The following is a 24,620-nucleotide window of genomic DNA, read 5'->3' on the forward strand; positions in this document are numbered from 1 at the left end:
CTATTTAACAATCCACTCAATAGGGCTATATTATCCCACCAGTTTAATATAGGAGTTAAAGGATGAAACTCTCGATATCAGGGAAGTTACAGTTAAGTTTTCTGTTACTTGCAGTACTTTTTATCGCATCCGCATTATTTGCATATCGCAGCGTAATCACAGTAGAGGCTCACACTCAGTCTTTGTTGGAATCTGATTTACCTACTGTCGATACCAGTCGATCGTTACAGCAATCCGTTCAATCAAGCCTTTCTACTGTGCGGGCATATATGCTATTGGGAGCCGATGAGTCTGTTGGTTTAGCGCAGCTTGAAACCTTAAATAGGATCACTGCGATAACAGATGAACGGCTGCCCACCTTAGAAGTCTTGATCTCGGCCGAAGAATTTCAGGTTATTAGTGAGCAGTGGGGGCAGGTAAAATCACTGGTCACAGAGATCACAGAGTTAAGCCATAGCGAAGAAAATCTTCCAGCCCACAGCCTATTTATTAATGAAGCTGCCCCTATTGCTGAAGTGGCCCTAGATCAAATTCAAGGGTTAATTAATGAAGAGTCTTCAAACAAAGAAGGAGAAGACCGAAAGCGCTTGTTTAAACTGTATGCAGACAGTTATACATCACTCTCGAATGCACTTGCTTCAATGCGGGACTTTTTGCTGTACGGCAAGCAAGACTTCCTAAATAAGTACGCGGACTTTATTCAAGTCCATGAAAAATCAGTCGCTGAAATTGAGTCAATGAAGAGCCTAATATCGAGCAATGATATTGTTTTGTGGAATCTCTTTAAAGACATGCAGGAGCTGTATTTTCCTTTGGTCGAGCAAGTCGTGTCACTTAGACAGTCCGCTGGGTGGAATTTAGCGAATCAAAAAATGGCAGATGAACTCATTCCAGCAGCGAATGCATTAGAGCAGGTCTTAGAACGCTTGATCATCACTCAGCAACAACAAGCTGATGCCACGGGCAGCGAGATTTTTAATGCAATCTCAAACGTGGTTGTAATTCTGATTTTTGCCGCGATCACTTCTCTAGTTGCTGCATTTATTATTTCAAACTATATGGGTAAAAGCATTGGTAATAGAGTGAGCCGAATTTCTAAGCGCGCACAGCTCATTGCCAGTGGGGACGTTTCTCAAGAGCCACTTAAAGTAGAAGGGACCGATGAACTAGCGAGCTTGATGGACTCGGTTAATCGCATGAACGAATCACTAGCAAATATTGTTCAGGGTGTCACTGATAAAGCGGAGCGTGTTGAGGACAGTATTCGTGGTCTATTGAATGCGAATCAGCAAACACTGAACAAAATATCCGGTCAGAAAAATGATATTCAGCAAATTGGCCAACAGCTTAATGATGTTGCTGAGTCTGCCCAAACAACGGCGCATCATGCTAAGCAATCGGTGACGACACTCGAACAATCGAGCGAACTTATTAACCAAGGCTCTTCTGCGTTAGGGGCTAATAAACAAACGGTTGAAAAACTCTATTCAACCATTGAACAAGCAAGTAGAGAAGTTGCCACTCTCAGCAAAGAGAGTGAAGCCATAGGTCGAGTAACTGAGGTGATTGAAGGGTTAGCAGAACAAACGAATCTACTTGCCTTGAATGCTGCGATTGAAGCGGCAAGGGCAGGAGAGCAGGGACGCGGTTTTGCTGTTGTTGCCGACGAAGTAAGATTGCTTGCCACTCGCACCACAGAGTCAACCACAGAGATTAATCAAATTGTTGATGCTATTCAATCATCTACCTCATCAGTTGTAGAAGAAATTGAAGCGAGTAAACAGCTTGCCGAGCAAGGTTCTCAGCATACAGAGTTAGCCGTAGAGAAGTTAACCTCGACGGTCGAGCAAATTGAGATGCTTAACCAAGAGATGAGCGTACTGGCAAATGCAGCAGAGCTACAATCAGACTCAACTCAAGCCATTAATTCTCTGATGACAGATGTATCTGAATCGATTAATGGTGTGGCTGATATCGCACAAAGCTCCTACACGACGTCTGAAACCGTTAAAGAGCAAGTGACAGAGTTAAACCAAGAGATGGCACAATTTACCCGAGCATAGTGGTATTAATGTAAAATAAATAAAAGCACCTAAGCCATGATAGTCCTATCTATCGTGGCTTTTTTGGGCTTTATGTAAACGAATTAACGATGAGTCATGGCTCTAAAATAAGTCGCGAGCTTAAGGGTGATAGGTGAAAATAACACCGCAAAAGCGTAAACAACGGCCACAAAGAACAAAAAGCGCGCAAACAAACACTTAACTTCAATTTAGTCCTTTTATTTTTCATAAAGTGTGGCATGATGAATTCGCTTTCGAGAGATACATAAGCAAAGCGTACATCGTATAATGGCTATTACCTCAGCCTTCCAAGCTGATGATGTGGGTTCGATTCCCACTGTACGCTCCAATCTCTCATCGTTCTATGCGTGCATCGTATAATGGCTATTACCTCAGCCTTCCAAGCTGATGATGCGGGTTCGATTCCCGCTGCACGCTCCATATAGCTCAATCCGAGCGAAATTATCTTTTGAAAAAACTGGTCACAATTTAGAATGTAATTCTAGCGCTTAGTGGCGTGTTTTCGTGTGTCTGGCGTTTGAAGCTATTTCGATAGATGACAAAGTGCCATTGAGGCACTTTGTATTAAGGCTTAGTCTTAATTTAACCTTTCACACTTTCTAGGAATTGAGCAAGCTCGCTTACCGCCTGAGAGTTAGCTGATTGAACAGTAACTTCTGTACCTTGCACAAGCTGTAATGTTTGAAGCTTAAAAAGGTTTTTCGCTGTAGCTGTTTTGCCATTTGAGACAATTTCAACGTCATCTGAGTACTTTTTTGCTTCTTTAACAAACTGTGCTGCAGGGCGAGTATGTAAGCCACTTGGTGCTGTGATAACGACGCTCTTTCTATGCATAATTAACTTCCTTTGAAAAGATTGTTACGAGTAAAAGATATGACTATTGATACCGTAATAAAAACGTTAGTACTATGTTCTATATACATATTTTAGAGGTGGGTAGATCCGACGAGAAGTAATTGTGACTGATGTTGTTTAATTTATTTATCTTGTAAAATAAATCGTGATCTGTGTCTTTGTCGAAGCGAAATTAAACTGGTCACGAAAAAAAAATTACTATTTAACCCTTTACAGAACACGCGTGTACCATTCCGTTTATCAGATTGTAGAGATTTGTGAAGATTAGTTTATTGATGCCTCAATCTTAATAAGTGTTTAGTTCTTCATTTACGTTAGCATAATCCCAGTATCGATTTTCTATATGACTTAGGGGTCAGGCCTGTTACTCGTTTAAACGCGCGTGAATAATGAGAGATATTGTTATAGCCGAGTTGGCTTGAAATGTGGGTTAACGAGTGGCCTTCTTCCATTAACTCACACGAGACAGATAGCATAAGACTCTCTTTTACTTTTCGAAAACTAGTACGCTCCTCTTTTAGTCGACGTTGGAAGGTGCGTGGTGTCAATTTGAGTAATTTTGCGGCTTGCTCTACCGTCAGCGAGTGCTCTTTGACATAGGGCAGTAAAGCCGTGAAAACACTGTCACTAAAACTCGTATGCCACTCTACTAATGGTTTATTAAACAGTAAGTCTGATTCATGTACCTGTCCCTTGCTATTCAGTGTTTCTTCATCGATATATACGGCGGTATTAGGGTGACCAATATAGAGCTGTACGGATTTTCCTAAGGCGGCTTGAACGACATCAGAATCAGTATGTTGAATTTTTACTTTTGTTATTTTCCAATTCGACTTGGTTAAGGACTGGAGTAATTCTTCGATATAAAGTATGGCAAATAGTTCGCCCCAAATAAAACTAGGGGTATCTTCGTAAGGAGCATCACGGCAAAACCAACATTGCTCATGTTCAGATTTTAAGGTGACGTTACTTCCGGGCGTGTCGTATGAAAAAATCTCATAGGATTTCGACAACGCATCTCTTACCGTCTCAACATTTTTGAATAGCCCGAGTATTTGAGGAATAATTCGTTGCCTAAAAGCAATCCTCAACATTTCACTAAAACTATTAACACCGACTTGGGATGAGAGTAGATAAACCAATCGTCTCACAGGCTCAACGGGAAGAAAATCGTTGTTGGTGTCAAAAAGATCTGGAGGTAATCCGGATTCCCTTAGAATTTCATGAATATCAATGTTGTGTTTTGAGAAGACCTCCAGGAGTATTTTTGTATACCCCGTCCGTATCATCGGTAGAGTGTCTGAAGGCTTCTTTCGCAAATTAAATTCCTCAAATATTGAAAATGGTGTATCCAGAGATATGGACAGAAAACAAAGCGTGCCTACATTACAGATTCTATGTTGTTGCATACTTGTGTCATATTTGTTTATCAATAATGTGAAGTCTTAGCGGTAATGGGTAATAATTATAATAAATCACTAAATAATAAGATGTTTTACTGGTTTGTTATTTAAATAGTTAATGGTTCGAGCTATAAATAGAGTAGAAATGGAATCTGAATGTAGTAAGGAAAGGTATGTCTGAAAATAATGAATTGGAAACTCAAAAATCAGAAGAAACTGAAAACCCAAATCCGGACGGTAAAGGGAACCGAGTAAGGAAAATTACGAACTATTTACTGGTTGGTGTCGCTTCGATTCTTCTTTTTAGCATTGTTTCTGATCGTATCATTCCCTCTACGGATAATGCACGAGTAAAAGGGTATGTCGTCCCTATAAAGCCTCAAGTCTCCGGGCAAGTTCTTGATATCTTGGTTCAATCTAACCAACCCGTTAAAGAAGGTGACGTTCTCGTCAAACTTAACCCTGCTGATTACGACATCGCGGTTCAACAGGCAGAGCAGAATCTAGAAATTGCAGGTCAAAATGTGGGTGCTCAAACGGCCGCAATCGCAGCATCTCAAGCTCGCTTAACCAGTGCGAATGTCGAACTAGAAAATGTAAAACTTCAGAGTAATCGAATTTTAGCGATGGCTGAACGTGGTGTTGTGTCAAAATCGGAAGCCGATCAGGCGAGAGCAAATTTAGCTACCGCTCGTGCAAATGTGATTAATGCTCAAGCAGATCTGGATAAATCTAAGCAGCAGCTTGGTGCTGATGGGGAGGATAATAGCCAGATAAAAGCGGCATTACTTGCTCTAGAACAAGCACAAATTAACTTAGAAAGAACCGTAATAAGAGCGCCAACGGAGGGGGGAGTATCTAACTTTAGCCTGTCCGAAGGTTTTTACGCCTCTGCGGGTCAACCTTTGATGACTTTTGTATCAACTGAAAGTATTTGGATTGAAGCGTATTTTAGAGAAAACAGTCTAGGTAATATCGAAGCGGGTGATGACGTGGAAGTCGCGCTAGATTTTGCGCCAGGTAAAGTGATTAAAGGTAAAGTGACGAGTGTCGATTGGGGGGTTGATTGGGGACAAAACAATCAAGCGGGTAAATTAGCTCAAGCCAACAATCAAACAGGGTGGTTACGTCAGACTCAAATGCTGCCAATTTCCATTGAGTTTAATCATGAAGATGCGCAAGGCTTATTGCGTGTTGGTGGACAAGCCGATGTGATTGTTTACAGCGACGATAACTTTGTTTTCAACTCCATCGGTAAGCTTTGGATACGTTTCATCAGTGTGATGTCTTATGTCCGATAACTTAATCGAGCAACCTCAAGTCCAAACCAAGATCCTACGCTATACCATTGGCGTTGGGGTGGCAGTATTTCTTGCGGCATTGATCGATTGGCCTTTGGCGTTTGTTGCACCAGTATTTGTCGCTAAGTTTTTAATCGATAAAGCAGAGCTTAATAGAGAAACCATTTATGAGTTATTGATTGCCATGCTTGCGACCATGGCACTCGGTCTGTTTTTATCTAATGGTATCACTCAATACCCAATGCCGTTACTTGTGTTGGTGGGGTTGATGATGCTGTGGGGGTATTACCTCTTCACCGATCCTAAGTGGAACTTGTTTGCGACAATATTGATCATCGCTGTGTTGATGCTGCCATTTATGGCGATTTCAAATCCTGGCATATCGGTGTTTCTTGCGACCGGGTTAGCCAGTTCTGGGGTAGTTGCTGTAGCAATCTTTGCTTTGGTGCATATTTACTTGCCTGAAGATAGGAAACAGTTTAAAGGATATCAACCGTCTCCACTAACCAAGCAACAGCGCTGGTATGCGGCATTTAGAGCAATGTTGATTTCGTTTCCCGTTGTCTGTTTCTTTTTTATTTTTCAGATCTCAGAAGCGTTATTAACCATGATGTTTATCGCTCTCTTCTCGTTGATGATTACCTCCGAAAAATCGGTCAAACTTAGCGCGTTTTTGATCATCACTAACACCATTGGTGGGTTGATGGCAATTGCGGTGTTTGGGGTGTTATCGCTGGTTCCGAGTATATTTTTTTACACTATTTTCATCACGTTAGTCGCTTTGCTAATTGCGACACAGATATACACGAAACCAGAAAAAGCGCCTATTTACGCGACGGCGTTTAGTACGGTTCTCGTTCTGCTAGGCAGCACTTTAATGAGCTCAGGCGATATCGATAGTAATATGATCGTGCGCCTGATTCAGTTGTTTCTCATTGGTATTTACATGATTACTGTCTCGTTCTTTTTAGAGACTCGAAATTGGAAGTTCTTAACTATGCAGCCATAGTCTGCGCGTCATAACAGGGAATGTTTATGAAACTCGAAGGTAATTTCTCAAATCAAGCGATTGATGCGTTTATAAAAATAGCCGCTATTGCTGTATTGGTCTTTTGGTGCTTTTCTATTTTACGCCCATTCATATTACTCGTCGTATGGGGCGGAATCATCGCGACAGCACTGTATCCTGTCGTTTCATGGGCACATGTAAAGTTCAAGATAGGCAAAGGAAAAATCAGTGGCATACTCGCCTTTATCGGCGTTCTTCTGTTACTCATTCCATTAATTGCCATTTCAACGGGGCTTTATACTAGTGGTTCAGAGCTTCTTGCTGGCTACCAGGATGGTTCCATTGCCATTCCAAAGCCTGATATAAGCATGAAAGACTGGCCGGTTATTGGAGAAAGAGCCTATGCATTTGTTTCTCATGCATCCTCCAACATAGAAAGTGTTGTTTTAAAATATGGTGATGAATTGAAAATCGTTGCATCTAACATCGCGTCTTTTGTGGGGTCTCTGGGTGGTGGGTTTATCCAATTCATAATCTCGACGATAATTGCGGGTGCATTTATGGCGAATGCGGACAAGTGCGAAAGAGCGTTTGTTTTAGTCGCTAGACGATTAACTGGAGAGCAAGGCGAAAGCTTAACGACGTTATCTAAAAATACCGTTCGAAGTGTTGTTCAAGGGGTTATAGGGGTTGCCGTTATTCAGTCGATAATGGCGGGGGTAGGGATGTTCTTCGCTGATATACCAGCGATCGGTCTTTGGATGTTACTCGTTATGCTTGTCGCGATTATTCAACTGCCGCCTATTTTAGCGTTACTCCCTTTGATTATTTATGTTTTTTCAGTGGATACCACCACTACCGCAGTACTATTCCTAATTTGGTGTATTCTGGTGAGTGGCAGTGATGCGATATTAAAACCGATCCTATTGAGTCGAGGTACTAATATTCCAATGCTCGTGATATTACTTGGGGCACTAGGTGGTATGGCGATGTCGGGTATTGTAGGGCTATTCGTTGGGGCTGTAGTATTGAGTGTAACATACCAATTGTTCGTGGCCTGGTTAGATAGCGAAGCAAAAGAAGAGGGTTAGGCATGAAGAAAGTGTCAAAGGATGACAACTTCTTTTTTTTGCTGTTCGCGCTGTTAGGTTTACTCTTCGTTAGTGCTTTTATGCAGCAATTGTTCGCAGAGGGCCAAAAGATGATTTTGGCTCTCATCATCATTTGTTTAGCGGTATCGATTGTCGGAGTTCAGAGAGATAAGACGATTTATCGTAGTTGGTATGGTGTATTACTTAGTGTTGCCGCTATTTCTGGAAGCTTTACGTTTTTAGAAGAGTATGACTTGTCGTTAGTGACGCTTTTCGCTCTGCTTTTCTTTCTGTTGTCTCACACGTTTGATGCGCTCAAGCAGGTGATGCTTAATGAGTATGTAAGCAAGAACCAGATAGTCGGTTCAATTTGCGTTTATCTTCTGGTTGGTGTGAGTTGGTCAATTATCTATCTCATTCTGATAGAGCTATTTCCTAGTGCGTTTAATGGCATTGAGCAAAAGCCATGGCTCGATAATTTGTTTGAAGTTATCTATTTTAGTTTTATTACGCTAACGACTGTCGGCTATGGTGATATTTCACCTGCACTCCCGATTCCACGATTTTTTGTGTTTATTGAGTCGATATTAGGCAGCTTTTACTTAGCCATTATGGTCGCTACTTTAGTTAGCAGTCGACTAAATCAAACCAGGAAACCTTAATGATATTTAAGGGATAAATGTTTGCTTAGGGATATGTCAGTTATTTAAAGACAGGTGGTATGAAAGGAGTGACGAAGAATAATCAAAAAGAACTATATTATGTACTTGAATCTACGGGATTGAAGTACCAGTTTAGGAAGGGTTTCTAAGCACTAGATAGAATAAAGGCACCATAAGAGCCTTTATTCAATTATCAAGCGTTAAAATAACTACGCTTTTTCAGCTTGTAATGCTTCTAGTTGACCCATCGTAGTTTGAGAAACGAGTTGTCCGTCAATAAAGTAACTGACGTCTTCACCATTACGAACACCGGTTAATACGCCTGTGTCACCATTGTTGTAAGTAATATCCATCTGGATAGTATTTTCATCAACACTTTTAAGCACACCAGACTCAATGGTTCTGTTGTTTGAGATAGGCGCGATTGGAGCATCCGTTAATGATGGGTCTAGCTCATCGTTAATCTTAAATTGCGTATCTACTTTCGTATCAAATAAGTGTGGTTTACCGTTTAACGGGTTTTTACCAGTCCAGAACTCTAATGAGTTAAATACTACGTAATCGACCGCTGTTGTTACACCATAGACAGGAGCAAGTAATAAGTTGACGCCAGCTCGAGCATAACGGTTATCAACGACTTCTACGTTAAAGGTAACTACCTTTTCTGTTACTGCGTTACTACCAACACAACCAGTTAATGCAGTAGCTATAAGAGTAAGACCAATTGTTTTAGTTACGATGTTTTTCATAATGAGTTCCAGAGTTTGTTGAGTTCGTGTGTTTGTTTTGATGACGCTATTATGTCCTTTCGTAGAATCTTAGACTTACCATTATGCGCCACTGCAATACAAAACCATTCACCTCTTCTATGTAATAAATCCTTTTATGTGTATTTATATGCAAAAAACCTTTATGAAAAGTAAGGCGTTACAGTAAGGAATTTAAGTAGGCAGCGTAGCTGTTCATGATAAAAACAAGCCCGCCAAGACCTTGTTAACAACGGGTGATATATTAGAACCAATCATGAAGTCAGGTTTGGTTTTCTCATCCTTTTTAATGGAGCAATTCGCTTCTACTCCGTATCCCCATGGTTTTTTACCCGTCATAATCTCAGGAAAATAGCTAATTATTCGGCGCTGTCACCGATTCCTGAGCCGTTTGAGTGACTGGATTGGTTTTATAAGTCATTTGAAATGAGTGGAATAGCAGGGTGCAATATCACTTTCCACCATTACCTAATGGAAATGGCAGAGCAGGCGAACCTTCAAGGCGGTTATTTAGTAGTAAGTGTGATGATTAACTCGAGTCGGTGATAAGGGGAGTATTTATTAGCGAAAAGCGTGTCTATTTTGCAACATATTGATAGGTTTTTAAAATTAGCCAACTCATTGATAATAATGTTGATTTAGCAAGTTTGAAGATTATTTTGATGATGACGATACAGAGTTGGCTGGCGACGGCTAGGCATTGGTAGGTGTCTGAGTGTTTAAATTGGTTATAGATCATGATGGCTTCCTCGGTAATGTTTGATGAAGGTATTTTAAAAGATCACCATCATAAATAATTACCATGTTGCGCCATTCAAACTACCAAGTGATGAAAACTAATTAACTGATGAGATGAAAAAGCGCTTTTTAACTGAACGAAGAGGCGCTTTAACAATAGTAGTAAGTGATAATCGTTGTCGTTTTAAATAAACACTCTAGCTCGTACACCAAATACCCATGCGCTACTTTCTGTTGAGAGGGCTGGATCTTTAATATATTGAATGTCTGGGGTTATCTGTAAATATTCGGTTAGCTGCATGTTGTAATAAAGCTCTAGCGTGGCTTGGTTCTTTTCTGCGCCCATATATGTCTGAAGTGTATCGCTATTGGTTTCCGACCAGTTAACCGCGAAGCCAAGGTTATTTGTAGGAGAGCCTAAACCGAAGTATCCGAAACCAGCACTGATCGACTTATCGTAGATGGCGACATCACCTTCAGAAACGCCACCACGAACGAATGGCATGATTTGTGGTGTCACAAACTTGCTCCATGAGAAGTTAACACCTTGACCTGATTCGCCGCCAATTACCGTACCGTCCTTTAATACCCTCGATGACAAGCTGTGTCGTGAACCTTCGTCCATATGCCAAAAAGTAACATGGAAATTGTCGGTGTAGATTTGCTCTTGAGAAGCCGTCCAACCGAGTTCCAATGTCGTAAATAGTGTAGTGTCATTGAATAACGTATCGAAGCCGTTAAAGATGTCGTCGGATTTACCTTTAGCATCTGCAATACCACCGACCACATAGAAGTTTTCACCAATCATATGTCCAGCAGATAAAGCCAAGATACCATCGTCTGGCAGGCCCATCACGCCTGCTCCGGTACTAAAGGCTAGGTTGGTAAAACCGGCCCAAGGGCTTGCTAGTGCGTATGTATCAACATAGTTAGTGACGTCTTGCCAGCCAATACTAACGGTACCTCGGCCGTCGTTAAATCTTTGTTTCCAGTTTAAATCAGTAACGCGGAAACCTTGATCACTATAGGCTGGAGCGATCATTCCTACGTATCCGATTTGGTCATTGCCAAGCCATGCAAACTCTTTAGGTGCCGTATCGGTATAAGAGTGTCTATGTTCAATTTTCCACACTAAGCTACCCGTATTCTTGGTGTCTTTACCTACTAAGCTCCACGATCCGTAAATACGGGCGACACCGGATGAGGCATCTACACTTTCTCCACCTAATCCATTAGGTGAACTAACTCCCAATGCAAAGTAGTCTGCGCCAAAAGTAAATCCGTCGGATGTGAGAGATTCTCTCCAACTCTGTTTTGGACGAGTGTTTTCTGCAATGGTATTTTCTACAGAATCTGCGCTTTCAAAATTCGCACCTGAAAATGCAGGGAGTGTGATTAAAGAATTTGCTATTAATAACGTTAGCAAATGAGAATGTGTCATCTTGTTCATAGTAGTCCAGTATATATTTTAACCCTTCGAATATCGGTTAAGAGCAAAGGGTTAAAAATAGTCATTAGTCAGTGAAAATATAAGGTGTTATTTATTGTTCGTAATAACGCTCTATTTTAGTCCCATTCATTGAGTAACCCATCGTCAGCTGTGTTTTACCGTCGACTAGGTACACTTCATCAGTTTGTATATCGGCTTGAATAACGCCTTCAACCCAAACTGGATATTGGATATTTTCAATCTCAAACCCTTCAGGATAAGAGAGTCTAACAATTTGATTGGCAGGCGGGGGAGGGAGATGGATGCAAGCCCCTGCATAGGGTACTAATAAAAACTCGACTGCCTTGATACCATTAAATTCTATTGGAACAACAAAACCAGGCATTCTTACATTGTTGCCTGTAATTTCGGTGTTTAGAGATTCTGCTTTTTGTTTTTCTAAAGCCATGTAGTCTTCACGAGCTTTAAGCGTCTTGTCTACATTAATTCCCTGACTTTCTAAGGCTCGCACTGCTTTTTTTAATTCAATTTTAGACTGGTCATCAACCTGAAATTGAAGGTGTAAGACTGATGCGAGTAATTGTTTTTGATCCTCCGTGATCTCTGGTAATTGAATAGTTTCTTCTGAAACAGACGGTTTCAAGGTCTGCCATGTGACTTCTTGTATATCGGCCATTACAGAGAACGAAAATACAGACAGGAGAATGAACAATTTTTTCATGATGAACCCTCATTAAGGTAGCCTCGTAAGGCTACCTTTACTACTTTGATTGGCGTTATTGATTACAGAGTATTTTTGTAAATCTTGCCGTTTTTCATGATGAGCTTCATCGTTTCAATACCATCACGCGCAGGAGCATCGAACCATTTCTCATTTGCACCAATGACGGACAAGTCCTCAAGAGGGTTACCTTCAACAAGTAAGATATCAGCGTATGCACCTACCTCGATGACCCCCAAAGATCCTTCAAAATATGGGTCTAAGGTTTCCCCCGATAGTTTAACAATCTCACCATTTACTGAGGTCATTGAAATTAACGTGTAGAAATTCCCAAAGAACTTACCACTTAAGAATATGGAATGATCCGCCTGTTGCTCACAAGCCGCTACACCACCAACACAGTCAACATGAAAACCAAGTTTTGGTTTGTACTCATTAACGTTGTCGATGTAGTCACTAAAAGCCGCTTGGGCTGTTTTTGCTTTGCGAGCTGAAGCCGGATTAGAGTTAATCGCTTCGATTTCACCCAAGTAAGGAGAGAAGGCAGTCATATTCGTTGTCATATATGTGCCGTTTTTCTTCATCGCTTTTGCTACGTCTTTATCAAACATAAACGCATGCTCAAGAGTTTTTACACCAGCTTCGACGTTTCGCAATAAAGAGACTTTACTGTAGGCGTGTGACATAGCATACGAACCGTAAGCATCCGCAACTTCAACCGCTGCTTTGAGCTCTTCGAGTGAATACGCATTGAGTTGCCATGGGTCAAATGAAGAAGCGACACCACCACTAGACATCAACTTAATCTGGGTTGCGCCTTGCATGTAGTTTTGACGTGCACATGTTTTAATATCGCCAATACTATCGGCAGTACAACTCATGCCTAGGCGTCCACCAGCTGATTGAGGTCCATTGAAAGTTTCGTTTGGCGTTGTGAAGTTACGAAAATCGGCGTGTGAACCAGTAGGGCCGATAAATGCGCCAGATGGGTAGATCCTTGGGCCTTTTAGCTCTCCGCTATCAATGGTTTTCTTTAGACCTGCGCCCATGCCACCAGCATCACGCCAAGTAGTAAAGCCCGACATTAATGCAGATTCTGCTCTAGCCGCTGAACGAACAGCTAGTTCTTCCCAGTTACGGTTATTTTCAATATCTGGTAAAGATGAACCATTCATTTGTAAGTGACCGTGCCCTTCGATCAACCCTGGCATTAATGTCATACCTTGACCATTAATAACTGTCGCATCACCACTGTCGATGGCTTCTTTGGAAATCTTTGCAATTTTGTTATCAACTACTAGGACGTGGTGGTCTTCGTATAGCTTATCTTCGGTACCATTAAAGATATCGACATTAGTAAATAGGGTAGAGGCTGCGTTTACAGAAAATGCTAGTGTGCAAGAAGCAGCAATAGCTGACAGCTTAAGAGTTTTATGTTTCATTGAAGCACCTTTAAGGTTATCCATGCGCGTAGATTAACTACATCGCGTAACATTCCTGATTGAAATTCTTGTTACGAAGTTTACTTCCGATACTGTTGTGCAAAAAAACAAAAAATAACGAAAGATTAACATTCAATAACTTAGTAGGAATATTCGCATTAATCAATGCGTGATAATTGCCATTAGGTGACAGGCGGTATTGAAAGTGACGGTGACTTAGAGAGTCTTATTTTTAAGCTTTTTCTTATATTCTCTTGGCGTCATATGCATTAAGCGTTTAAAGGCTCGAGTAAAGTGAGCAGAGTCGGAATACCCCATTTTACTCGCAATATCGGTTATGGGTAATTGATCACATTTTAAAAGATCTAGAATCTGCGTTAAGACCATAGACTCAATGACTTCGCTGTACGTAGACCCCTGATCGCTAAACCTTCTTTGTATCGTTCTAACATTCATGTTCAAGATCTCAGAAGCAATCTTGATAGGAAGTTTGCCCATCGAAATATAGGGGATCATAGCTAACTTAAAAGAGTCCAAAAATGTATCGCAAGATGGGATTGGCGGAGGGTTATCAAAATTTGAGGCGCGCGCGAATGTAATAGGCATTGCCATTATCTCATCAGGAATGTGGAGCGCTGTAGTTGGACGACAACAATAGAATTGCGTTTGAGCAAGCTCTGGCAATAGAGAAAATTCATCATCTCGGTCGGTTTGTATACCAATTTCTATTGGTTTCCATGCGCCTTTCGTTAGTACTTTGAGTAGTTCGCAAAGAAAGGTAATCGCGAACATTTCACCATATTTAAACCATAGTTCATCAGAATTATTTTTATCTCTAATTAGCCACCACTTTCCTCCCGCATTAACTGGGTAAACATTTGCATCAGAAGAGGCGGTTTTTAATATGAGTGAGAACTCTTCAAGCACCTCTTTTAGTGAGCCTTCACACGTAAGCTGTGAGATAAACTTAGGGACGTAATTTAGGCTACAACTTGTTGCGATTAGGTGTCCAAAGTCAGAAGTAGATAATCGGCTACCTAGCACTAGGATCAGGTTCTTTAGTGTTGTTTCTGGAAGGTATTTATAAGAGGCTTTGGGATCTAATATATCATTGGGTATTTGGGCCTGTCTCAAAAACGGGTAGTAGTCGTCATCGAACTCTCTAAATAGAGATATAAAAAACTCGACATCTTCACGTCGAACCAGAGAAATTGCCGAGTTTGTCGATTGATTTATCTTAGTCATTTGAACGGCACCCATAGCGGTATTCGAGATAATGTTTCAAACTATGACACGGCTAACAGGTTTGTAAAGAGGCCTAATCATCGATTCGCTAAAAAATGCTTTCACTTCTACACTTTCTTAGAATTATTCATAATTTCATAAAGTTATTGAGCGTGAGGAAAGCAAATGACAGAAAGAGCGACGTTGTTGATTGTCGATGATACGGCTGAGAATTTGGACGTTCTAACTGGGCTTTTTAAAACCGATTATCAGGTAAAAGCGGCTAAGAGTGGAAAAATAGCGATCAAACTTGCTCAGATGGTACCGCAGCCTAATCTCATATTGCTCGACATAATGATGCCTGAGCTCGATGGTTATCAAGTTTGTGAAATCCTTAAGTCACAACCTAATACCGCTCATATCCCGATTATATTTGTCACTGCAAAAATATCACCAGAAGATGAAATTAAAGGGCTATCTTTAGGTGCTGTTGATTACATTACTAAGCCAATCACACCAGCCGTCGCGATGCAGAGAGTGCAGACCCAACTTGCGTTGTACAACCAAAAACAAGCGCTTTATTTAAAAGTTAAAGAGCAAACTAGCGAAATAAATCACAGTAAGATTGAAATGGTTAAACGCTTGGGTAGGGCCGCGGAATATAAAGATAACGAAACGGGAATGCATGTACTAAGAATGAGCCATTATTGTCATGTTTTGGCACTGGCATGTGGTATGTCCCTTGAGGATTCAGACGTGCTAAGGGAAGCTGCGCCCATGCATGATATTGGTAAAATTGGGATTCCTGATGCGGTATTACTTAAGCCTGGGAAATTAGATGCAGAAGAATGGGAGGTGATGAAGACTCATGTTGATATTGGCGTTGATATATTGGGTGACACCTCGGGTTCAAAGCTGTTGAAAATGGCCGCACAAGTAGCACAGTCCCATCATGAAAAGTGGGATGGTTCAGGGTACCCACAAGGACTAATTGGGGAACAGATTCCTTTGGTCGCGAGAATTGGGGCTGTTGCTGATGTATTTGATGCGCTTACTTCTGAGCGTCCTTATAAACAGCCCTGGAGTGTCGATAGAACAGTAGAACTGTTAATTGAAGAAAAGGGTCGACACTTTGAACCAGATCTCGTTGACTTATTCATCGGTAATCTAGAAAAGATACTGGAAATTAAGAATAAGTTTAGGGATTAATAGATGCCGCTAAAAGTGTGTAAATGTATGTTTGGTTGGCGGCTTTTTAGCTTTATGAATGTCGGCGTTGTATTGTCGAGTTTCGTACTGATTTGCGCAATGTTAATAGGCTTGATGATGCCTAGCAATGTTAAGGCAAAAAGCACTTGGGATTTCAGCGAACAAGAACTTACATGGTTATCGAAGAAAAGAATTCTACGAGTGGTGGTACTTGAAAATAACTACCCTTATATGTTTAAAAATCGAAAAGGCGAGGCTGATGGTATCGTCCCCGATTTTATTCAAGAACTTGCTGATCTAGGTCGTTTACGCGTTGAATACCAATTTGTAAATAATTGGAAGTCGGCCCATGAGTTACTTGATAAAGGCAACGCTGATATTTTTCCAATCAGCTTTCATAAACCAGCCAACGAGGACAACTATCGTTACACCAATCGTTACTTACCTTATCAAAAGCAATTAATTACCCGGACTTCTGCATCTGAGATTCGTAGCTCAAATCAGCTAAAAGGAAAAGTGCTGGCGGTAGTCGAAGGCTATGATATTGCTAATCAGTTACAGCGTACTTTTTCTGATATTACTCTTAATATTTATAGTACACGAGAAGAGGCGGTTAGAGCTGTTCATCAGGGAGAAGCGTTTGGCATCGTCAGTGAGCTAGTCTCTACCATGGCATTGGCGCAACAACTAGGATTAAGTAACTTAAAACCCAACGGTATGAAGCCTCGGTGGTCGGAATCTTTTGCCCAAATAACGTTGCCTAAAAATTCCAATACACTTGAGGGGATACTAAATAAGTCATTGAAAAAAATGGGCTTTACGATACAAAACTACATTTTGAATAAGTGGTTGAAAAGTAGCCCCTATAGAATGAAGGTTAATGGAGGATTTGATTTTGGGAATCCGCCATACATGTACACCGACTCGCCAACCGTAGGGCTTGAATATGCCTATTTACAAGCGGTATTTAATAATATGGGCCTGCAAATTGGTGAATCACATAGAGCCTCGTTTTCAACGCGTAAGGAGCTAATTAAAGTTGATCCCGACATTGATTTTAACTCTGGAATTATGGAGAAACAGTCGGGCGTTCACTACTATTCAGACCCACTGCTTAAGATCGAATATGTTGCGATTTCTCTAAAGGCGAGAGAGCTTTCCCTCTCATTTGCATCTGTTGAAGGCAAATCGAATGTCGGCTCTGTATTACAAGAGGGGGATTCCCCAAGCCGAAAAGCGTTTAACTTGTTTACCCAACAGTATCAGCCCAAGTCGACGACTGACTTATCTTCGTTAAAGGAAGGCTTTAAAGGACTTAACGATCAGTCGTTAGACTTCATAATTGTTGAGAAACGTGTCCTGGATTGGCATTTAGCGCATGAAAGCAAGTTAAACAGCAAGACAATAGAAATACATGATACCTATCTAGCCTCATTTCCAATCTATGTTGAGTTTAGAAATGAAGATCTTCGAGATCGGTTTAACGCATCGTTAAAAAGCCTTTCAGAAAATAAGCCCGCAGTTAGGACGTTAACAAAATCGCATATTGATACCGATTTTCGCCCCCAATTGCAGCGGGCAGATATTATTGCTGAAGTTATGGGAATGTATTTGTACAACGATGATATTGAGGGACTAGAAGCCGTCGCAAAAGTATTTGATTTATCGCAAGATATTGCTGCTATGGAGATTTTTGCGAATAAAACAGAGCAGATATTGTTTAGCGTGGTTAGTGGTGATAATGGATTAGAGACCCAGTACAATTTTGATGCATCACAATACGTTAGCGTCACTAAAGACAGCATCTATTCAAGCGATTCGGGTGAACTGAAGGTAGGTTCAGTGACTTTCTACTTTGACTTATCAAAAATGGACAACAGCTATGCCTATCTGCCCTCACTTGAATTTTTTAATCACTTAAGTGAAAAAGAACAAGGTTATATATCAAGGGTTTATGAAGAAAATGATTTGATAGGGCAAATTCTTAACTTAACTCCAAGTGAATTAAATTGGATAAAGTCTAACCCCGTTCAGCGATTAGCGGTTGATCCGAGCGCTCTTCCTTACGATGAAATTAACAGTGATAGACAGTATGTCGGCATAGTCAGTGATTTTGTGAAAATTATTGAATCAAAAACTGGCTTGAGTATTCATGCTGCCGATGTTAGCTCTTGGCGCGAGGCGGAAACGCTGATTGCAGCAAATGAGGTAACGCTCATCTCTGCTGCCGTTGAAAATGTTAATTTTTTACCGAGCTTTAAAAGTAGCTTGGCATTGCTATCAAGTCCGATTGCAATCGCTTCAAAATCCGACGCAAGTGGTATGTTGCTAGGGGATTTAACTGGGTGGCGAGTCGGTGTGATAAGAGGGGCCTCTAATACCTTAAAGCTTGTTGAGCATTATCCATACATTAAGTGGGAGATGATTGAAAGCACTGAGGAAGGGCTACAAAAAGTTGCCGATAATTCACTGGATGCCACGCTTGATACCGTTCATGTATTGAATTATTTGATGAGCACTCATGGTTATCACGATATGAAAATCATAGGCCGCTCGAATTATATTGTCTCTCCGACGCTTCATGTTTCTGCTGAAGAACCTATTTTGCAGTCCATTATTGATAAAGCAATACGCTCAATTGACCAAAAGGAGCGAAATGAAATTGTATCAAAGTGGTCTGCTCCTAAATATATAGATAAGACCAATTACGAACTGATTTACCTTATTTCAGGCTTTTCAGTGCTGTTTATTCTGGTGAGTTTAGCTTGGAATCGTCGTTTAAAAATTCAAATACAGCACACTCAAAAAGCTCAGGCGGACGCTGTTCACCTTCAAAAGCAGCTTTTTGATGTGCTTAATGCGTCACCTATAGCAGCAGCGATTGTCCAAAATGACAAGGTTGTCTATACCAATGAGCGCGCGTTAGAGATGTTTCAGATTGAGACAGACGACGTTGGGGAGATCGATGTTGAGTCTATCTATCCTGATGTCGATATAAGGGTTCAGGTCTATGAAGAGTTAATAGAAAATCAGACCATAATAGATAAAGAGATTGTACTGAAAAACACAAGAGACGAACAGTTTACAGCGTTAACAAGTTATTATTTGATCAAAAATGAAGGTGAAGCTGCGACACTATTTTGGGCGTACGATATCACCGAGCTAAAAGACCTAAATGTTCAGTTGAGCCAGGCAATGTTAGAAGCGGATTCAGCAAATCAAGCGAAATCAGACTTCTTGGCTAATATGAGTCATGAAATAAGAACACCTATGAATGCCATTATTGGTATGTCTTATCTCGCTTTGCAAGAGCAACAAAGTACAACGGCTAAACACTATGTGCAGAAAGTTCACCGCTCTGCAGAGTTTTTACTAAGCATTATCAATGACATCTTAGACTTTTCCAAAATTGAGGCCGGAAAGTTAGATATCGAATCTGCTCCCTTTAAGTTAGATGCGGTTGTTGAAGGGTTAAATGACATAACGTCAGTGTCAGCGAAAGATAAACCAATTAAAATACTTCTATCTGTTGCATCTGAGACTCCTAATGATCTCGTTGGTGACGCCGTGCGTCTATTTCAGATTTTACTGAACTTAATGGGTAATGCGATCAAGTTTACGCCCTCGGGCGAAGTTGCTTTAAATATTGCACTTATTTCGAGGAATGGTAATAAAGCAAGGTTGAAATTTGAAGTTCAAGATTCTGGAATAGGGATAGATGAGAAAAAGCAAAGTGAGCTCTTCTCTGCTTTTTCTCAAGCGGATGCCTCCATAACCAGAAAATATGGAGGAACGGGTCTTGGTCTTAATATTAGCCAAAAACTTGTTAATGCAATGGGAGGAGAGATTTCAGTCGTTAGTGAGCTTGGAAAGGGCAGCTGTTTCGACTTTGAGCTGGATTTTCTATTAAACGATACAGTAGCAGAAAGTGAAAACTCTGACTGGAAGTTGGTTGATGGCCAAAAGAATTTAGAGGTGCTATTGGTTGAAGATAATGAAACCAATCAAGATTTGGCTTTAGCCTTCTTGTCTAAATTGAAAGTGACGGCTGAAATAGCAAACAATGGTTTAGAAGCCGTTAATAAGGCTAAACAGAAGCGATTTGACGCAATATTAATGGATATACAAATGCCAGTAATGGATGGTTTTAGCGCGACGACTGAAATTAGGCACTTTGATAAAGAGACACCAATCATTGCAATGTCTGCCAATCTAGCGGAAGAAGTCAGGGAAAAAGCAAAAATCTGTGGGATGACCGACTTTGTTGATAAGCCAATCGCTTTAACGGATCTTGCGGCAAAACTTGGTGTGTTGCTCAATGAAGGGTTACTTCGTGTTGAGGGCCCCCCATTGGCAGTTATTTCGGACACAGAGGTGTTTAATCGCAGTGCGGGTCTGCGACACTGTAATGAAGACCTTGGCCTTTTCAATAAATTGACTACTCGTTTTTATGATCAAATCTCTGAGATTATTCCCGCTTTCAACACGTTAATTGAAAGTAAGGATAATGAAGGGTTGATCCGATACGCACATACATTAAAAAGCACCTCCGCAGCAATCGGAGCGATCCAGGTTAGCCAACGTTTTTCATCTTTGGAAAATACACAGGGTAACGAAATTGAAGATCGAGAACACTTATTATCCGCGCTCGCCCCCGAGCTTAATGCTTTAACTATCCAAATCAATCATTACTTAGAGAATGAAATCCAACAAGCACATGAAGGCGCTAGAGCCAAAGAGCCTTCAGAGCTAGATTCGTACCGTGATGAAAATGAAACCTTTGATAAAGAGAGGGTTGAACAGCTGATTGCATTGATTGAAGCGTATGACGTTGAAGCAAAGGGATTAGTTTCAGAATTACTTGAACATTCTTCTCCCAATAATCAAACCCTACATACACTTGCTAAACAGTTAGAGGAATATGATTTTGAACTTGCATTAGAAACAGCTAAACAGCTACCAGTATCTTAGTGCTGCTCGATCTTCATTCACTTGACGCTTTGCGAAGAAGGGGCGTTAGCAAAGGGCATCAGGATTTTACTGGATTCTTCTAACACCTAATGAATGATGCTCAAATATATAAAAAAACAATGTAACTACAGTAACTATAAAAGCCGGTATCTTGTTTTTTTTGCTAGTACGATCAATGAAAAGATTGTAAGTGGCAACCGGTGCTCTAAGACTCACCCTTCCTTATTGTCATCTCTACACACAGCTTTTGTTTTTGGTTTAACAAACTAAGAGAATCGTTTTGGTCTCTAAAGTACATTGGACTTGGTAATAACAGTGGACGACAAAATGCTACTTTTAGGTGTTGGTTACTATTTGCTTTGTCTCTTTCAGTCGTTTTCACTGTCGCTTTTTCATATAGCTTACCTACCATATACATTCCGTGTGCAATGGGCTGTTTGAAACCAAATAAACGAGAGAGGACATGACTAAGGTGGATCGGGTTGTAATCTTTTGAGAGCTTGGCATAACGCCTTGCATCATTAACGGAAATGCTACCCCAATTTAAATCCTTGCCACTCTTCGCTTCTTCTTGCTCTTGTGTGCTTGAGCGCTTTATTTTCTTATTCCTGTTTGGGATAAGGTACTGACTGCGATACTGAGCAATAACGTTATTCTCAAATAACAAAGATCCCGTTAGCTCAAATGCTTTGCCACGCTCGGTATCTGATTGAGCCGATAAAGCTAGATTAAACGAAAACTCGAGTGTTTCATCGATGTATTCAAAGCAATCCAGCTCAATGCCTGTGTGAACAAGGCCAAGAGGACGAATGGCAATATCAGGATGCGTAAAAAGGTATAGCTGAGCGGCTTGTGTTGCAACGAATAAGTAGGGTAGAGGGAAGTTTTTGTCTCGAATGTTAAAGAAATGACGATACATGGCTATATGGTCACATTGAAATGAAAAATGTTCAATGGATAATGAAAACGGTTTTAACTCGTTGCCCTTACGACCTTTGAATAGTGCTTTACATAGAAGTGGTCGATAATCGGGTAACGTTGACAACGTCAATTCCAATGCTCTGTGCCTCATGTTTTTATAGCGAAACTCTAGTAGCGACACATTATACAGAGAAAAGAACTAGGAGTTGTAATTAGGCCGACTGTCTATCATTAATTTATCGAGTTTTATTTTCGCTTTTTTAGGGTTTTCTAGGTCGATTACTTCAATCATTTCACACTCATCCCTGACCATTTCACTGATTAAACTAGGGTACTGACGACAATCATCGGGACGGTTTAGGTAGATGCTGCATGTGTATTTTTTAGCGGCTTTAGAGTTGTGATTAGTTTCAAGTTCTAGAAAAGGACAGAGATCGTATTTTTTCCCAGTTTCAGGGTTGAACCAAATTTGACCATCTTTCACGTATTCAAAGATCTCTGGGTTGAATAACTCCCACAGATCAATTTCTTCTTGTGACGCCCAAAGATCGCCACCACCATACTTAATGCAGCATTTACCGCATTGATTGCAATCTTTCATTGAATGTCAGTTCGTTTGTTTACTTAACAGTATTGTAGCACTGGTGGTTTCGTTTAACTTAGCTCATTTCAATTAGCTTGTAAGATTACGCCGTATGAACGTACTGGTTAACTCTGTCATTGGTTTACTTTGTCATTGGTACGCATGCATTTAGGTGGCGATGTTTTCTAGTTATTGTTTCGTGTTGTCGTTCACGGATTCCTTGTTATCGTCGCTAGTTATCGTATATTCAGCATAAATATTTTGAGGTGAGAAGTATTGTTCGTGTTAAAGCATATTTGTGGTCAGACCAAACCTATATTACTTAACTATTCTTGATGTGATTAAGCCGTTTACAGTAGAGTGTCGCAAACTATTCGGCACCTATTGCTGACACATCACTAACGAGATCCTTATACATGAGCAAGATCTTTCATCACCCTGTACAAATCTATTACGAAGACACCGATCACTCTGGGGTCGTTTATCATCCTAACTTTTTGAAATATTTTGAACGTGCAAGAGAGCATGTACTAGGAAGTGATAAGCTTGCTCAGTTATGGAATGATTATGGCCTGGGCTTTGCGGTATATAAAGCGAACATGACCTTTCAAGACGGTGTTGAGTTTGCAGAAATCTGCGATATTCGTACGTCGTTTGAATTAGATGGCAAATATAAAACGCTTTGGCGACAGGAAGTATGGCAGAAGGGGGCGTCTAGGCCTGCTGTTATCGGTGACATTGAGATGGTGTGCTTGGACAAAGAGAAGCGTCTGCATCCACTGCCTGAAGATGTACTAAAAGCGATGCTAGCTGGTTAGTACTAAGGTTCGCCGTTCTATTACGATTGATTAGTAGGGCGGCAATATTGTGAATACATGCTCAACACAATCTGGGGTTTTTTATTCCACACCTTGCCAGGCGACATTAGTGTCTCTAACTGTATGATTTTTAATCAAATAAATCTTTGCTTTGAAAGTTAAACATACGAATGTGCATTTCTTTACCAATACCGCCTAGGGTTACAGCGAAACGGTACTCCTCATCTAAGCGACCTAAACAACTCTGCCAACAGTTAGTGTCATTTACCTTACCTACGAATTCGTTGTCTTCGAATAAAATGTTTATACCCGTGTAGAGCTCTTTCAAAACTCTGTTGTTAGCCGCTATCTTTTCTTGATCGATAAATTGCTGTTGTAGTTCCACTGACGAAAAGTCAAAAGAGAAACTCTTAAGAGACGTTGATAGCCCTTTACCTGTGGCTTTTATATAAGACTCTTTTAAAGCCCATAAATCAAAGAAACGTGTTCGTTGTTCGTTGGGTTCTAGGCGCTTTAGATCTTCAACTTCTTTACTAGAGAAGTAATTGGTCATGATCGAATGAACATCGGTACGCTCACGTGTATGTTCAATATCAACACCTAATTGAATATCGTTTCCTGGTTGAATATTGTCATTTGGCGACTGAAGAATTCCAATCAACAAATAATCTTTACTGTGGCTAATGTTGAAATGAAGCCCCGTTAAAGCTTTTTGCTCACTGTTTAATGTAGGCTTGCCTTTATCTCCGTACTCAAAACGCCACTGTTCACGTTCAATATCGCTGTAACGAGAAAGTAGTGTTCGTAAATACACTCGAACATAGAGTGCTCTGATTCGATCGGCGTACATCCGGTAACGATCAACTTTTGTAATTTCATCTTGAGTGAGAAACGATTTTAAATAGGAGATACGTTCCGGTGATTCATCAAGTGTCGTTAGGGGACAAAGCCATAAATCAACCTGTGGGCGACACTCAGACATAATTTCTCACTTACTAAAAAACCGACAAAGCGGTGTAAATACATACACCAAATAAAAGCCATAAATTGACGTAAAAACGATACGGATTGCTTTTCATATGGGGACGTTATCGCTTGTGAGGGAAGTTATCATAATTTTAGCAGCGACAAAAATAAGCCTTTGCTGAATAAGGCTCTCTTTGAGAATACTTGCAAAAACCTGACGTAGATCTCATTAAGCCTTTGTGTAGAGTAAAAACACTAAAAAAGGGTTGCTAGCCAATAATAATCAGATAGTTAGCGTGTTTTGCTTTGCAATCCTATTGAATATAGAGATTTCAACTGGTCTGAAGAGATCGTACAGAGCGTTTAGAGGATTGTATCAACTTGCCACCTCGGGTAGCCTGCTCA

The 24,620-nt window shown here is 40.6% G+C and carries 18 protein-coding genes and 2 tRNA genes; 10 read left to right on the forward strand and 10 right to left on the reverse strand.

From position 1 onward, the window contains the following. Positions 1–62 precede the first annotated feature (62 nt). From KP803_RS09560 to KP803_RS09570, 3 genes are all read left to right on the forward strand, one after another. Entirely contained in the window at positions 63–2,063 is a 2,001-nt protein-coding gene (locus KP803_RS09560; RefSeq protein ID WP_248008602.1) for a HAMP domain-containing methyl-accepting chemotaxis protein, read from the forward strand. A 274-nt stretch (positions 2,064–2,337) separates the two neighbouring features. Next, positions 2,338–2,412, forward strand: a tRNA-Gly gene (locus tag KP803_RS09565). 17 nt (positions 2,413–2,429) lie between these two features. After that, a tRNA-Gly gene (locus KP803_RS09570) sits at positions 2,430–2,504 on the forward strand. A gap of 162 nt (positions 2,505–2,666) precedes the next feature. Here KP803_RS09570 and KP803_RS09575 read toward each other — a convergent pair. Beyond that, the gene (locus KP803_RS09575; protein WP_248008603.1) at positions 2,667–2,918 is read right to left on the reverse strand and encodes an HPr family phosphocarrier protein; all 252 of its coding nucleotides are present in this window, start codon (positions 2,916–2,918) and stop codon (positions 2,667–2,669) included. Positions 2,919–3,253: 335 nt separating this feature from the next. After that, entirely contained in the window at positions 3,254–4,228 is a 975-nt protein-coding gene (locus KP803_RS09580; protein ID WP_248008757.1) for an AraC family transcriptional regulator, read from the reverse strand. 287 nt (positions 4,229–4,515) lie between these two features. On the opposite strand from KP803_RS09580, the gene KP803_RS09585 reads away from it, so the two are divergent. Genes KP803_RS09585 through KP803_RS09600 form a run of 4 tightly spaced genes read left to right on the forward strand, consistent with a single transcriptional unit; the run spans position 4,516 to position 8,405 of the window. Further along, complete coding sequence (locus tag KP803_RS09585; protein ID WP_248008604.1) at positions 4,516–5,643, forward strand: HlyD family secretion protein; 1,128 nt, start codon at positions 4,516–4,518, stop codon at positions 5,641–5,643. Then, positions 5,633–6,652, forward strand: a complete 1,020-nt coding sequence (locus tag KP803_RS09590; RefSeq protein ID WP_248008605.1) for a DUF2955 domain-containing protein — start codon at positions 5,633–5,635, stop codon at positions 6,650–6,652. Before KP803_RS09585 ends, KP803_RS09590 begins: the two co-directional genes overlap by 11 nt. A 26-nt stretch (positions 6,653–6,678) precedes the next feature. Further along, entirely contained in the window at positions 6,679–7,743 is a 1,065-nt protein-coding gene (locus KP803_RS09595) for an AI-2E family transporter (protein WP_248008606.1), read from the forward strand. Positions 7,744–7,745: 2 nt separating this feature from the next. After that, positions 7,746–8,405 (forward strand): potassium channel family protein, encoded by a 660-nt coding sequence (locus KP803_RS09600; protein WP_248008607.1) that lies wholly within the window; start codon positions 7,746–7,748, stop codon positions 8,403–8,405. 209 nt (positions 8,406–8,614) lie between these two features. Here the strand turns inward: KP803_RS09600 and KP803_RS09605 are convergent, their stop codons facing one another. From KP803_RS09605 to KP803_RS09625, 5 genes are all read right to left on the reverse strand, one after another. Next, entirely contained in the window at positions 8,615–9,154 is a 540-nt protein-coding gene (locus KP803_RS09605) for a DUF3332 family protein (RefSeq protein WP_248008608.1), read from the reverse strand. A gap of 940 nt (positions 9,155–10,094) precedes the next feature. Continuing rightward, positions 10,095–11,351 carry a carbohydrate porin gene (locus KP803_RS09610; RefSeq protein WP_248008758.1) on the reverse strand — a complete coding sequence of 419 codons (1,257 nt, stop codon included), beginning with the start codon at positions 11,349–11,351 and terminating at the stop codon, positions 10,095–10,097. A gap of 100 nt (positions 11,352–11,451) precedes the next feature. Beyond that, on the reverse strand, positions 11,452–12,081 hold the full coding sequence (locus tag KP803_RS09615) for a DUF3299 domain-containing protein (RefSeq protein WP_248008609.1): 630 nt from the start codon (positions 12,079–12,081) through the stop codon (positions 11,452–11,454). A gap of 62 nt (positions 12,082–12,143) precedes the next feature. Beyond that, positions 12,144–13,523, reverse strand: coding sequence for a metal-dependent hydrolase family protein (locus tag KP803_RS09620; RefSeq protein WP_248008610.1), 1,380 nt, complete (start codon positions 13,521–13,523; stop codon positions 12,144–12,146). A 216-nt stretch (positions 13,524–13,739) separates the two neighbouring features. After that, positions 13,740–14,768 carry a helix-turn-helix domain-containing protein gene (locus KP803_RS09625; RefSeq protein WP_248008611.1) on the reverse strand — a complete coding sequence of 343 codons (1,029 nt, stop codon included), beginning with the start codon at positions 14,766–14,768 and terminating at the stop codon, positions 13,740–13,742. A 165-nt stretch (positions 14,769–14,933) separates the two neighbouring features. Here KP803_RS09625 and KP803_RS09630 point away from each other — a divergent pair, with 165 nt between their 5' ends. Both KP803_RS09630 and KP803_RS09635 read left to right on the forward strand, forming a co-directional pair. Continuing rightward, positions 14,934–15,956: a response regulator gene (locus KP803_RS09630; protein WP_248008612.1), complete on the forward strand. Its 1,023-nt coding sequence runs from the start codon at positions 14,934–14,936 to the stop codon at positions 15,954–15,956. Positions 15,957–15,983: 27 nt separating this feature from the next. Further along, complete coding sequence (locus KP803_RS09635; protein ID WP_248008613.1) at positions 15,984–20,927, forward strand: ATP-binding protein; 4,944 nt, start codon at positions 15,984–15,986, stop codon at positions 20,925–20,927. Between the two features lie 205 nt (positions 20,928–21,132). Here KP803_RS09635 and KP803_RS09640 read toward each other — a convergent pair whose 3' ends face one another. Together KP803_RS09640 and KP803_RS09645 are read right to left on the reverse strand one after the other, a co-directional pair. Continuing rightward, positions 21,133–21,972 carry a MaoC/PaaZ C-terminal domain-containing protein gene (locus KP803_RS09640; protein ID WP_248008614.1) on the reverse strand — a complete coding sequence of 280 codons (840 nt, stop codon included), beginning with the start codon at positions 21,970–21,972 and terminating at the stop codon, positions 21,133–21,135. Positions 21,973–22,047: 75 nt separating this feature from the next. Then, positions 22,048–22,449 carry a YkgJ family cysteine cluster protein gene (locus tag KP803_RS09645; protein WP_248008615.1) on the reverse strand — a complete coding sequence of 134 codons (402 nt, stop codon included), beginning with the start codon at positions 22,447–22,449 and terminating at the stop codon, positions 22,048–22,050. Positions 22,450–22,847: 398 nt separating this feature from the next. On the opposite strand from KP803_RS09645, the gene KP803_RS09650 reads away from it, so the two are divergent. Beyond that, positions 22,848–23,249, forward strand: a complete 402-nt coding sequence (locus tag KP803_RS09650) for a thioesterase family protein (protein WP_248008616.1) — start codon at positions 22,848–22,850, stop codon at positions 23,247–23,249. Between the two features lie 130 nt (positions 23,250–23,379). Here KP803_RS09650 and KP803_RS09655 read toward each other — a convergent pair whose 3' ends face one another. After that, on the reverse strand, positions 23,380–24,231 hold the full coding sequence (locus KP803_RS09655; RefSeq protein ID WP_248008617.1) for a 4'-phosphopantetheinyl transferase family protein: 852 nt from the start codon (positions 24,229–24,231) through the stop codon (positions 23,380–23,382). Between the last annotated feature and the right edge of the window lie 389 nt (positions 24,232–24,620).

This window comes from Vibrio amylolyticus, assembly GCF_023145695.1.
In the GTDB taxonomy this organism is placed as follows: domain Bacteria; phylum Pseudomonadota; class Gammaproteobacteria; order Enterobacterales; family Vibrionaceae; genus Vibrio; species Vibrio amylolyticus.